Genomic DNA, 507 nt, shown 5'->3' with positions numbered 1-507 from the left:
GCCACGGTCTCATAGAGGCTGACCGTGTCGTAGTAACGTAAAAACAGCGCCAGAATGATGCCCGGCAGTGCTGCGAGGCCGAAAAACAGCATAGCGGAGAGCAGAAACGACAACGGCATGTAATAGAGTACGATGCTTCCGCCGTTTAACTGGGTATAAGTGCTCGCAACGTTCAGCAGGGGCAGAAAAATAACAGGCAAAAGAAGGGGGAGCGCCCACCAGCGATCTTTGTTTTGCTGTAAATAAGAGAGAATGTTCATAGGCGCCTGGTTAAGCCCCTTCATCCATAGGGTAATTTCAGACAGGCATCCAACCTGACATTTTGACGCACAGTATTTTCATGAGAAAACACCATGGAGGGAGGATTTTAGTGATCAATGCCGCGCAAGAATTGACCTAACGCAAGAATATGAATTCAAAAAACCAATTATTACAATTTTCTCGGGTGGTTTTCTGTTTTCTATCAGCCCGGTAAATTATTGAATTAATATCGATAACATCAACGAA

At 45.0% G+C, this 507-nt stretch carries 1 pseudogene; it reads right to left on the bottom strand.

What is annotated here, in order from left to right:
- A pseudogene (locus K5E19_RS24080) lies at positions 1–260 on the bottom strand (sensor domain-containing phosphodiesterase); the annotation flags it as partial.
- Positions 261–507 lie beyond the last annotated feature (247 nt).

It is taken from the genome of Enterobacter sp. RIT637 (assembly GCF_019718755.1).
Taxonomy (GTDB): domain Bacteria; phylum Pseudomonadota; class Gammaproteobacteria; order Enterobacterales; family Enterobacteriaceae; genus Enterobacter.
This window is presented reverse-complemented; position numbering and strand designations above follow the sequence as displayed.